This window comes from Vagococcus allomyrinae (assembly GCF_017829975.1).
GTDB classification, from domain to species: domain Bacteria; phylum Bacillota; class Bacilli; order Lactobacillales; family Vagococcaceae; genus Vagococcus_D; species Vagococcus_D allomyrinae.
This window is the reverse complement of record NZ_JAEEGA010000002.1, coordinates 260564-273021: the sequence shown is the minus strand read 5'-3', so window position 1 is coordinate 273021 and position 12458 is coordinate 260564. Positions and strand designations below refer to the sequence as shown.

Genomic DNA, 12458 nt, shown 5'->3' with positions numbered 1-12458 from the left:
GGACTGGATAGGCAGAATGAATGAGGCAATGCTTCATATAGAACACCATCTGGCAGAGTCGTTGAATACCGAGGACCTTGCTAAAATAGCAGGCTGCTCTACTTATCACCTTCAGAGAATGTTTGCCTATATGACCGGAATACCTTTATCAGAATACATCCGCCGTAGGAAAATGACGTTGGCGGTGACGGATTTGAAAAAAGCTGATCTAAAAATCATAGATGTGGCTTTAAAATATGGCTATAGCTCACCGACGGCATTTAATCGCGCCTTTCAGAGCGTGCATGGAGTGGCACCGTCACTTGTTAAATTAGATGGCGTATCAGTTAAATCTTATTCACCTCTTAACTTTCAGATAGTGATAAAAGGAATGGAGAGTCTGGAATTTAGGATTGAAACAAAAGAAGCCTTTCGTGTTGTAGGTATTTCTGTTCCCCTTTATGGCGATTTTGCAGATATGGCTGAGCCGGTTGAGCGAATTTGGGAAATTGCCGAGAGTAATGGTATCATTCAGAAGCTAAAGAGGTTAACCAGAGAAGACCCATCTAGATTATTAGAAATCATGATACCAGATGAAAATACTGAGAGCTGGCGATACTTGATTTCGGTTGCATCAGATGCGCCTATCGAGGAATCTTTGGAAGCATATCTGGTTGATGCCTACACTTGGGCCATTTTTTCATATGAGGGGAAAACCATTGAAGAAACGCAAGAGTTGGGGAAGCGTGTGATTTGAGAATGGCTACCAACAAGCGGTTACGAATATGACAATGGTCCGGATATTTCAGTCCATGCCATAGATGGCATAGAGAAAGCCATTCTTGAGTACTGGGTACCTATCAAAAAAGCGTGTAAAAGTGAGGATAAAATACGATGATAAATTTTAAAAAAGATCGACATATAGAGCCAACTGACGGAAATTTATGTCTTGTTTTAGGAGAGAGTTTTTCGGCGTATAAAATATTAGTAGAAAAATTATCAGATTTTGATGCTGGTTTGGAATGGCGTTGTTATAGAGATGGCGATTGGCTTGCGAAGGTTACCCGCAAGAAAAAAACGGTATTTTGGGGAAGCCCAGAGGATGGTCATTTCGTGATATATACATCCTGATAAATAATCAAACATATAGTTCCATTGGATAATGCGCATAATCATCCGCCAAGAGTGGTGCTTTCAGCTTTTTTCTGGCTGAAAGTTTAACGGTAAAGGATGATTATTTAATGGGAACTATATAGCAACTCATTTCAATGAAAAAAATAGACAGGGTGTTTTTGATCTTGACATTGCCGATGAATTAAAACAAGATTTTTCAAACACACCGGTCAACGGCAGTCAACAAACCACACTTAAAATCGATGTCTATAACGAAAGCCAATTATCTGATATTTATCAATCGATAGACTATAAGATAAAGGCCAAGTAAGAAAATATAAGCACTCATTCGTGCGATTTCTAGTTTATTCGGCAAGTGAATCATCAGATTCCCGTGATTGCATGATCGCTATCACGGGCATTTGCCTATGAAGTTCGCTGTCTGTGTCTACGAGAGTGGCTTCTTTTTTTGCGTTTACTCGCGAGTGACTGCCTTAACTGTCGATTATATTGCATCACATACCACAGGACAATCATAAAGATAATAAGAACACTGACTAAAATGATGGTTGACCAAGGTATGGCTGGTTTAGCGGCTTGAACGCTTACATCCTGTCTATTAAGTGACTGAGCTTCTTTGTTTTCAATCGTAAAACTAGGACTTCCCATCCATTGAGAATCTCCAGAGGTGATTTTTAGGTTGACGTCATAGGTTCCTCCTTCAAAAGAAGTCCCTGAGAGAGGGATGCGATAGTGAAACTGACTGGTAGGGGCTATCTTCATATTCTCTTTTTTATCTGTCAAAACCTCTTTCCCATCTTGCGTCACTTTTGCTTCAATAGTGACATCGGAAATGTAAGTGGCAGTTGTGTTCTCGACGACTGCTTCAATGACATTTCGCGAGTTTGCTTGTAAGGCCGAGGCACTGAGTATTTTAAGTTCTGGTTTGACAGCGGTTTTATCGGTTCGCACCAACACGGCAATTTCCCGTGATAGTAAGTTTGTCACATTGCCTTTTTGCTCATTTTGAGAGGCGGTTTGCTTAATATAAAGCCCTCCAGCCAATACGCCGCTAAAAGTTTCTTTTGGCATATTGATCTGTAATTGAATAGCTTTGGTCTCTTTAGGTTTTAAGGTAAGCGATGTTTCCTCTAATGTTACCAAATCCTCGATATTCGGAGTATCAGAGGTTGATGTATCTTGCAAATTTCCAGAATATTCTACTACTCCTGAGCCGTTTGTCAGAGCTTTATTAAAGGACAGTTCTAAAGGTATTGGCGTGTCTAAACGATTGGTTAGGCGCAAGTTTAGCGTTTGTTTTTCCTCTGGTTTCATCAACAAATCAAAATAAGTCACGGTTTTATCAAGTTGATTGTCTGGCAGGTCCCCTACAACATCAAAACTATCTAAAGAATCTGCTTGGGCAATGTTTGACAGATAAAAAAAGGAATACGCTGAAATAAGTAGTACTAGTATTCTGATGCTTTTCATGACAATAATCATTCCTTTCTTAAGTCGATTTGTAAGAAAAAGAGTAGAAAGAGAGACTGAAAATAGAGATCAGTCTCTTTTTCCAACTAACATCAAGCAGATTAAGGTGTTTCTGAGATGGTCCAAACGAGAGTAGTTTGATATTTTTCTTTTACTTTTTGATTATTTTTAGCTACATCTAATTGGAATTTTTCTAGATTTAAAGTAGATTCACCATTCCCATTCCCTGCTGAGGCGCTAAAGATGCTTTTTTCTTCATCTATCTCATCAAACACTAAATTTGTCTGAGCAGTCAGGCCAGTCGTTGTATTGAAGCTATTGCTAATAGTTGGATTTGTAGTAATGCTTAACTGAGCACCTGATAACAACTTCGCGCTATCGACACTGGTAAACTGAGTGGCTTGTTTTACTTTAATATTCCAACCAATAGGAGTTGTGTCACCTCGATTGTCTCTTACGCGTACGGCTCCTTTAGTTAATGCAGAAGTTTGATTTCCGTCAACTGTTGCAACTAAGGTTTCATCTTTTTTAGTTTGAATCTGGTGAGACCCAAAATTTAAGTCTGTCGGTAATGACACGCCAACTTCCCCAACTTCAGGATCAGGATCTAAAATGACGCCTCCTGTTTGATAGGTGACTTGACCAGTCGTATCCTTTGCAAAGCTGGTCTGAGCAAGTGCTAAGCTGGCTGTGATAATGACGCCTGTTCCTAAAATTAATGATGATTTTTTCATTGTAGATTCCTCCTAATTTCCTTTTATTTTTGAATTTTTTCGTAGGTCATAAACGGCAATTAAAATCAGTATCATGCCCATTAATGAAAATAAGTAGTTAACCGAGTCACTTGTTTGAAGTAAATTTTGTTTGGTAGGCGGTGTCGGTGTTACCGCGTGTTCATTGTGAGCCGTGGTGCTTGTTTCTGTGGATGATGCTTCCGTGGAACTTTCCTCTCCGTAATAACTGACTTGTCCAGTCGTAACAGCTGAAACTGTCTGAACCGTTATTAAGAATGAAGCTAACAAGCCAATTGTCAGTAACATTTTTTTTAACATGCCCATTACTCCTTTCATTAGGGGCTCTCAGTGACAGTCCAACGAATGATCGTCTGGTAATTTCCTTTGTATTTTGGGGTGTTTTTGGGAATAAATAATTCGAATTTTGATAAATCGAGTGAAACTTGTCCGGTTTCTGTCGTTTGTGCCAAACTTAAAACCTCTTTTTGCTCATTAGCTACCAACTCAACAGCACTTTGATTAATCCCTGTCACTAGTCCGGCAGAAAAGTTACTAGTTAAGGCTCCGCCGTATATCTTGAGCCGCGGAGTATTAAGTTGTTTGCCAGCATTCTGCCATGATTCCTGATTCACTTTGACTTGCCATTTTTTGGTACCTAACCGTGTTTCAGTTAATGAAACAATCCCTTTTGTATCAAAGGTGCCTTCTTTTGCTGTAAAAGTTTCATCTCTATTGGTTTGAATTAGATGGCTGCCAAAGTTTAAAGAATTAGGTAATAGGGACTCTTGAAATGTGAGCCGCTCTCCCGAAAAGTAAATAGACGTTTTACTTGCTGAGCTTGACAGTAGATTAATATCGATTAAAGATGCTTTAATTACTGTTCCGACAAATTGAGCTTGATAGTCATTTGTTAAGGTTGTTGGTCCGCTAACTAATGTGGGCATCTTAATAGTGGTATCGCCTAAAACGGCTGCATCCACCACTTGTTGGACAGTTGCCCCAAGGGGGTTGGCTAATTCCGTTACCAAGGTACTGATAGCTGAAGTTAATGGTGTTACCACCGTTTTTAATGTGGCATTGGCTATGACGTTAACTGGAGGCAAAGCACCAGTGACAGTTAACTCAGAGGCGGCTTTTGACAATGCGGATAGTCGTTTGGATAACTCATTAGCTAGAATTGGGCCTAAGCCTTTATCTAGAGGCATAGTCAGTGAACGACCGCCGTTGGAAAGGGTTAAATCTTCTGGAAAGCTAGCTGTCATAAAGTTTCTTAAATCGTAAACATCTGCCACGGCCTTATTAAATCCTGTTAGATTGACTGACAATAGAGGATTATCTCCGAGGATGGTGTCTACTGTATTAAGTAAGGTAGTGACCAGATTCAGGATATTGACTACGGCCGATATTTTGGTTAAATCCAACAAGACTCTAATATCAGCGGTCCCTTTAACACCAACTTGTGGTACAACACGATTTGCTAACTCAGCTGGAATAACCAAGACTGCTTGTCTTGATCCAACTAAGTTAACAGAGACAGTTGCCAAATTTTTACCAGTTATCGTAAAGGTAACTGGTTGGTTTACTGTTGAAGTGGGCCACCTAACGGTATTAGTAGTACCACTAGTATTGTTAACTGCTAAATTATCCAAAATTTCCACACTTAAAACGGCCCCTTCTGTTGTTAATGGATAAATCCAAGCCAGACTAGGGACAATTAAAACCAAACTAAAAAAAGCTGTTACAATTTTTGCTACAAGTTTCTTTTTTTTCTGTCCTCCTTCAATTCTCATCTGTCATTCGTCCTTTCTAAGTTGCCTTTAACAAACTTTATCAACACCTTCTTTCAAAGATTTATGTAAAAGAGTTAATTACATAAACTTAATTTGTACGTGGATCAAAATTACATGTTTATTATAAAATCAAGCAGTAATAAAATACAAATAAAACCAATTGATGAAATTAGTAATTTGTTTATATTGATTGAAAATAATTAGTTGTTATATTGTTATTTTAACTCTGTTTTAACCTTTATAAATATAACTGTTATCGAATATTCGCAATTAACATTATCTGTGTTATTAAAAGATTGACACAGAAATTGAATCTGTGTTAGTTGGATAGTGTGATAAAACTTTTTATTTAAAGTTCGTTTTAAAATCATGTTGGCCGTAGATAGTGAGAAAAGACTCAAGTGACCGTTTAAAAGTGTTTGTAAAAATTCTTTTAATGGGAGGATTAACTGATAGTAGGTTGAAATCGAAAATAGAAGGTTTGTGAAAAGAGGTGTTTTGACTGATTTTTTATTGAATAGTAAAAAAAATGTTATTTTTTGTTATTCTATTTATGTTTATAACAAAAAAATGATAGTTTGAGGTGTATCGTTATTTTTTAGCGTTCTGTTAAGCGAGTAGTCTGATCGTCATCTCATATATTTACTCAATATTTTACATTAATATTGCTAACAAACTTATGCTATACGTGTACGACGATGCTAGTTTTAGCGATAAAAATAGCAGTAAAAAGTAAGAAAAGGGAATGCAGCAAGCTATAATAAAATAAATTAGAATGATAAACGAGCATAGAAGCGGTCGACAGTCATTCAACTAGTTCTTTTCAGAGGTTTGCGTGGAGTGAACTCATCTAGGTCTAAAAAAAAGAAAGTTGTTCACATGGTGGATATACGAGTTGTAAAAACCTTTTGCTTATCGTTAGGCAATCAAAAGGTTGTTTCTTTACTTACAATCCTTCTTTTAGAAGGGAGCATATTTTTTGTTAAACATTAATTTTTTATTAGATCTAAAACGCATAAAAGTTGATGTTAATAGGTCGTTTTATTGATTTTTGTTCTGATTAAATATACAATATATTAATAGACATACGAGTCGATTTTTGAGTCGCAATGATTTATTATGTTAACTAAAACAACAATGGAATGGAGTTTGATTTTTTTTATGCAATTATTCGAAGTACTCTTATTTTTATTTGTCTGGCTAGTCTTGCTTTTATTCACATTCAAAAAGCTAGAATCACCTAGACAATTGATCCTAGTTTTATCTGGTGTCGTTATTATTACGAGTTTACATAGTATCTTTGAAGGGCTACGTTGGCAAATGCTGATCACCTACTTGATGGCAGTCGTCGTTTCGGAGGTAGCTATTTTTAGACTGATAACACGGCCACGAAAAAAAATATCAAAACGTTGGCTCAAACTGATTTTAAGTGGCTTGATTCTAGTGAGTGGTTGCCTAGCTTTAGCAGTTCCCTGGTTATTTCAACCCATAACATTTGCTGACTTAACAGGCACTTATCATGTAGGGACACTCAGTTATCAGTGGACAGATCCTAATCGCCTAGAAGACGCTCTCCCTGAAACGAAGGAACCAAGGACCATTATGGTTAAGGTCTGGTACCCAACAGATGAAACCGAAGGAGAGACTGCGCCTTATTTTGAAAAAAGCGAACCATTTTCGAAAAGCTTGAAAGAAGTGATGGGAGTGCCATCATTTTTGACAAATGATTTAAAACGAGTGAAAACGAGAAGTTTAGCATCCGTGTCATTGTCTGATGATAAGCAACAGTACCCTGTCTTAGTCTTTTCCCATGGTTTTATGGGATATGAGAATCAAAACACCTTTCAGTTAGAAGAGTTGGCAAGCCAAGGGTATGTCGTTGTTGCTATTAATCATACCTATCAAAGCGTGGCCTCGATTTTTCTGGACGGCAGCGTGCATTATTTTGACCAGCGTTACCAAGCAACGGATGTCACAAAGATGTTTGAAAAGATGGATGCGTTAAACGAAATTTGGTTGGCAGATAGCCGATTTGTCTTAGATAAAATTGAGGAGCTAAATCAACAAGATCCCCGTTTTTCTAACCACTTAGACCTGGCAAACATCGGCATGTTTGGCCATTCTTTTGGCGGCGCCACAACGCTTCAAGCCTTACTTGTTGACGATCGAGTTAAAGCGGGGATTAATATGGATGGGGCGCTATACGGAGAAGAGCGAATTCCTAGTACAGGCTTAACTAAACCATTTCTGCAGATAAGTGCGGATCAAAGTATCAAACCACTTGAGGAATATACAGATCAAGAACTAAAAGCGGCAGGGGCAAGCCGTTCAGAGCAAGCCGCTTTTTTAAACGAATTTCAGGCGCGAAATCAATCTGTTCCTAAAAATGGTAACTATTGGTTGGTGTTAAAAAATAGCAATCATCTGAGCTTTTCTGACTTCTATTTACTATCACCTCAGTTATTTGGCGTTGTCCTCAATAGTGATGTTCGCCAAACCCATCAATTAGTTAATCACTATACATTAGATTTTTTTGATCATTATTTAAAGAACAAACCCTTAACGTACTTAAATCAACCATCTGGAGAGTACGATTTGTATTCATTAAGAACAGAAAAAAAAGCTGGTAATTGATGGTGTTAAATAAGGAAGAACTGGTACATTAGCCGGTGCATCAAGGGTTTCAGGAGGCAAATAACTTCATTATTTTTTTATGACAGTTAAGTTTACAATAACATCTTCACCTTCAATCACATTCATGATGCCCACAACTAAATAGACATTATTTTTGAAGACAATTAATTCATCAATTCTGGGAATTAGCGGCAACTTGATTCTTTGAGCTAAGGATGTGATCATGGGCTGATCATCTTTGTCTGTCTGATTTAATAAAATATTGATCTCTATCATGTTATTTCTCCTCTCGTTAACAGTTAAATTAGGATACGCTCTGATATCAGCATTTACGTGTTGAATAGTTAGGGCGCATTCTAAATGAGCGACCCCTTTATTTGTTAATTTTGAATGATAACAAGTTCATTCTCATTTATGGGTTCTTCAAATCCTGAGTAAAAGCGTTTAAGGATATCTTCAGTAATTGGAAAAGCTGAATTAGCTGTCTGAGTTTGATTGCGAATCTCCAACCGTTTTTCAAGTGTGGCGTAATCGGCCTTCAGGTAAATTACTAGAATATCTACGTCATAGTCTGCTAGTAGTTCACGATAACTGTCTCGATGGCTTTTTGCCCAAAAACTAGAATCAACGATAACATTCTTTCCCTCCTGCACATACTTAACCGTCAGTTCTCTCATCTTTGCTGAGGATAAGGCCGATACTTTTTCATACTCTTCAGGCTTGTAGTCGATACCATAGACACCATAATCTTCCCAGATGAGTTCATCGATGGCTAATCTGATGTATCCTTCCTTTTCTTTTTCTTTCGAAAAAGTCGTCTTACCGGCACCACTAACCCCACACATTAACATGACAGTATTCATAAAGTTTCATCCTCTCTCTATTATCAAATAGTATACCAATAAAGAAAAAGGAAATCTAATGTTACAAAATATCAAACACTCACCATAACCCTTCATTTTAGAGAGCCTTGAGAAAAAGTTGAAAACTGGCAAGCTGTTTGGCTTTTCAGTCTATCTTGGTCTTCCAAGGTTGGCGGAGATTCCAGCATAAAAAGATATACCGCGAAAAATTCCTTTCAAACGATAGCCATGGAACAGAATAATGCAGGAATTTCCATAGGTATTTGCGCCAACAGACATTTCGAAAGGTTTTATCTACATTATTGCATTTTGTGTATCTTTAAAAGTATTTAACGTATCATCCTATTCTCTTTTTTGATATATGTTGGTAAAGTTAATTTATCAAAAGATGAAGGAGGGGTTACATGAATTCGTTTAAAAAAGGGGTGTTTGGGTGGCTACTATGGTGACAGTTGCCGCCACTACAGGAATTGCTTCTGTTGGGCAAGAGTGGATGGGAGCTGAACAAGTTTGCAACGTAGGCTCATAGAAACAACTGGTAAGACTATTTTTATTAGGTAACTTAAAACGTCGTTAAATACAAACTTTAAAGGAGAGATTTTCATGAATTATTTAAAAAAGATATTGATGGGCTTCGCTACTATTATGGTATTTGGTACTGTCACAGGTATCACGCCAATTGGACAAAAACTGATGGGGGCAGAAACTGCCGAAGCAGCTTATTATGCAGGTGTTAACGTAGTCGACATTCAAAGAGCAGTTAATATTTACCACTTGAATCGTACCCACAAACAAATCGGGTTAGATGGCATCAACGGGCGAGACACTAGAGCCGCTATTACAAACTTTCAAATGAGAAACGGATTGAACCCAGACGGTTTATGCGGAAAAACCACTTGGGGTAAACTAAAACTTTATAATGTTATGGGAGCGAATAATTATGGTGTCTATGCCATTCAAGGTGCTCTAAATTATTTTAGAAATTTTCAACCCAACATTGCTTATAGTAAGTATCTTGTTCGAGATGGGATAGCTGGTTATGAGACAACGCGTGCTTTAATATGTTTTCAAAGAGCTAAAGGGTTGCCACAAACTGGTTACCTTGATACCACCACATTTTCTAGATTGAGTCCTTACATACGTTGATAAGTGTTAAATAGATATTTAACTAAAAATAAGCAAAAGTACGTACTCCTAACGTTTGGAGACTGCCGAAAAACATTTTAGTTTCCACGTTTCGGCTAGAATGATAAAACTAATAGGGCCATGATCCGTAACTAACTGATCATGGCCCTATTCTAGTTTTAAAGTAGAATATATAAAGAACTTGATGGTACAATGCTTCAAGCAATACCCTACTTGCTGTTTTGCAAAAAAGCCAAAAATATCGAAAAGAACGAGATAAATCCATGTCCTATCCCTATGTTATAATGATATAGAGGTGAGCATATGAAAATAGACCGGCTAATCGGTATCATAACAATCCTTTTACAAAAGGAAAAAGTAACACTTTCACAACTAGCAGACCGATTTGAAGTTTCGTGTCGGACTATTCAACGCGACATTGATAGCCTATGCAATGCTGGCATTCCGATTGTATCCATGCGCGGTTATGAAGGTGGCCTTTCTATTGTAGAAGGGTATAAAATCGACAAAACAATCCTGACACAAAAAGAAATGAGTGCAATTTTTACGGGACTTAAGGGCCTAGATAGTGTTTCAAAGCAGTCTTATACCCAAAGCCTGAGGGAGAAATTCGCTCATGAAAAAAATACGGTCTTCTCCGATCAAAACAGCATTATTATTGATTTAGCGTCATTTTATCAAGAGAGTCTAACTGAAAAAATAGACTTGATAAAACTGGCTATTAATAATCGAGAACTGATTTTGTTCCAATACTATTCTGAAAAAGGCGAAAGTGAACGTACAATAGAACCCTATTTCATTATATTTAGGTGGTTTGGCTGGTATGTTTACGGATACTGCCATCATAAACAAGCTTATAGACTTTTCAAATTAAATCGTCTAAGCAAATTGCAAAAGCTAAAAATAAGCTATGAAGCAAGAGCTATTCCAGAAAATGAACTTAATTTTGACCAAGATATGTGGCATGATGATATCAAGTTAGTAGCTCTTTTTGACACGAGTGTCAAATATCGATTGATTGATGAATATGGCCCAGAATGTATAACCTTTGATAAACAGTCTGGTAAGTTATCATTTGAAAACGTCTTCACTAATGGTGGTTACTTACTTCAATGGGTACTAAGTTATGGAAATACTGTAAAGGTTTTAGAACCTCCTGAGTTAATCGATGAAATTTGCCTAAATGCCAAAAGTATATTGGCGCAATATAAGTAATACGACATACTGGTGTCGTATTATGTTTGTTACTATGGATAAAAAAGGAGGAATTCATTATGAAAAAGAAAATTGCTGTTTTTGATAGACCAGAGAAACTTGCCGGATATGAGATTGAGCAATACATGGCGTATTGTGGTAATTTATCATGGTATGATTTTGTGACAGGTATGCCATCAGTGGTGTTCGTCGTTACAGGCTGGAAATCGAATGGGAAAGAAAATGCTTGTTTGCACTCTTGGTCTAGCTTTATGGGAAGTGGCATTGACAACTTTATCTGTATCTTGGGGAAAGTCAATAAAGACGGACACATGTATCAATCACTGAAAGAAACAAAGGTCTGCGTTCTGAATTTCCCCTCAAACGATATTTATGACCGATGTGCAAAAACAATTGGTCATAATCAGTTTGAAACAGATGAAATCACCGCTTCTGGTTTAACGGTTGAAAAAGCAGAAAAAGTTAATGCACCCCAAATCAAAGAATGTTTTTTGAATATAGAATGTGACTATTTATGGGAACAAGAGCTTTTCGAAGGCAGCAAAGAAGTGGCGATTGGATTGAGAGCCGTCAATATTTCTATGGATAGTGAACACTACGACCAAACCAAACTGGGCAGATACGGAAAGGACGGTTATTTATTTTATGTAGATCAACCAACCAATCCGGAAACAGGAGAAATAACGCCTTTTGGACCAGGAATATTGGCGCAAGGCAATCCAATTCCTTGGATTACAGAATAGGCCTGAAAGTCGCCTTTGTTTTCAATTCGCCAAATGATGTGAGTGATTAATATTTATTCGGGTTTTTTTCCAAATAAAGCAGCTTTGTCAATCGGGACAGGGTGCTTTTTGGCGTTAAATTAAAGCTAAAATTAGAGTCGCTTAATAATATAGTATATTATACTTGCGTAGCGAAGAGTTAGACTCTGTATAGTTCATGCTTTTCAAAGACAAAAACCTACTGGCTGTGGATGACTTACCCACGACCATGACCAATAAGGATAAAAGACTTATTGACAGAAGCTCAAATAGTTATCATAAACTACGATTATTACAGTAAACAGCTTGATTTCAAACAACCTTAAGCATCTTATTGCATGCGGTTTGCGAAGAAGCTCTGAGCTGCTGCGAGATGAGTCACGACTTTATGGATCAACGGTTTGATTCAGCAGAGTGTTAGTTAAGCTCCTTAGTACCGATATGATCTGTTAAACTGTCATTATCGCATTTGGTTAAAGATTAAATGACTGATAAATTCTGGAAATCATCACTTGTCAGGTAAGTATTGACCATTTTGTCCGTCTTCTAGGGAGCGATAAATTAGAATATTCAGATATCAGATACGCAATACTGATTAAGAAATTTATTAAGAAAATATCGACGTGAATCCCATTTGACACAAGATGAGGTGGTGAGAAAAAAATTTCATTATCGCTTTTTGACTAAGAGTTTTCAATTATTGTTTCATCAATAGAAAAGACAACTTGATTG

General features: G+C 37.2%; 12 protein-coding genes. 6 read left to right on the top strand and 6 right to left on the bottom strand.

The features are described from left to right. Positions 1 to 28: 28 nt before the first annotated feature. Positions 29 to 736 (top strand): AraC family transcriptional regulator, encoded by a 708-nt coding sequence (locus I6N95_RS03940; protein WP_245249242.1) that lies wholly within the window; start codon positions 29 to 31, stop codon positions 734 to 736. Between the two features lie 137 nt (positions 737 to 873). Beyond that, positions 874 to 1110 (top strand): DUF3788 family protein, encoded by a 237-nt coding sequence (locus I6N95_RS03935; RefSeq protein ID WP_209525049.1) that lies wholly within the window; start codon positions 874 to 876, stop codon positions 1108 to 1110. A 408-nt stretch (positions 1111 to 1518) separates the two neighbouring features. On the opposite strand, the gene I6N95_RS03930 is transcribed toward I6N95_RS03935, so the two are convergent. From I6N95_RS03930 to I6N95_RS03915, 4 genes are all read right to left on the bottom strand, one after another. Continuing rightward, positions 1519 to 2583 (bottom strand): WxLIP family cell surface protein, encoded by a 1065-nt coding sequence (locus I6N95_RS03930; RefSeq protein WP_209525048.1) that lies wholly within the window; start codon positions 2581 to 2583, stop codon positions 1519 to 1521. A gap of 101 nt (positions 2584 to 2684) precedes the next feature. Next, positions 2685 to 3317, bottom strand: a complete 633-nt coding sequence (locus I6N95_RS03925) for a WxL domain-containing protein (RefSeq protein WP_209525047.1) — start codon at positions 3315 to 3317, stop codon at positions 2685 to 2687. Between the two features lie 12 nt (positions 3318 to 3329). Further along, positions 3330 to 3635 (bottom strand): hypothetical protein, encoded by a 306-nt coding sequence (locus I6N95_RS03920; RefSeq protein WP_209525046.1) that lies wholly within the window; start codon positions 3633 to 3635, stop codon positions 3330 to 3332. Between the two features lie 17 nt (positions 3636 to 3652). After that, positions 3653 to 5107: an adhesive domain-containing protein gene (locus I6N95_RS03915; RefSeq protein WP_209525045.1), complete on the bottom strand. Its 1455-nt coding sequence runs from the start codon at positions 5105 to 5107 to the stop codon at positions 3653 to 3655. A 1161-nt stretch (positions 5108 to 6268) separates the two neighbouring features. On the opposite strand from I6N95_RS03915, the gene I6N95_RS03910 reads away from it, so the two are divergent. After that, entirely contained in the window at positions 6269 to 7741 is a 1473-nt protein-coding gene (locus tag I6N95_RS03910) for an alpha/beta hydrolase family protein (protein ID WP_209525044.1), read from the top strand. A gap of 69 nt (positions 7742 to 7810) precedes the next feature. Here the strand turns inward: I6N95_RS03910 and I6N95_RS03905 are convergent, their stop codons facing one another. Continuing rightward, on the bottom strand, positions 7811 to 8017 hold the full coding sequence (locus I6N95_RS03905) for a hypothetical protein (protein WP_209525043.1): 207 nt from the start codon (positions 8015 to 8017) through the stop codon (positions 7811 to 7813). Between the two features lie 104 nt (positions 8018 to 8121). Next, positions 8122 to 8604 carry a P-loop nucleotide/nucleoside kinase family protein gene (locus I6N95_RS03900; protein WP_209525042.1) on the bottom strand — a complete coding sequence of 161 codons (483 nt, stop codon included), beginning with the start codon at positions 8602 to 8604 and terminating at the stop codon, positions 8122 to 8124. Between the two features lie 603 nt (positions 8605 to 9207). On the opposite strand from I6N95_RS03900, the gene I6N95_RS03895 reads away from it, so the two are divergent. The 3 genes from I6N95_RS03895 to I6N95_RS03885 all read left to right on the top strand — a co-directional run bounded on the left by I6N95_RS03895 (position 9208) and on the right by I6N95_RS03885 (position 11708). Then, complete coding sequence (locus I6N95_RS03895) at positions 9208 to 9750, top strand: peptidoglycan-binding domain-containing protein (RefSeq protein ID WP_209525041.1); 543 nt, start codon at positions 9208 to 9210, stop codon at positions 9748 to 9750. A gap of 303 nt (positions 9751 to 10053) precedes the next feature. Continuing rightward, positions 10054 to 10965, top strand: coding sequence for a helix-turn-helix transcriptional regulator (locus I6N95_RS03890; protein WP_209525040.1), 912 nt, complete (start codon positions 10054 to 10056; stop codon positions 10963 to 10965). Positions 10966 to 11024: 59 nt separating this feature from the next. Further along, positions 11025 to 11708: a flavin reductase family protein gene (locus I6N95_RS03885; protein WP_209525039.1), complete on the top strand. Its 684-nt coding sequence runs from the start codon at positions 11025 to 11027 to the stop codon at positions 11706 to 11708. Positions 11709 to 12458: the final 750 nt, after the last annotated feature.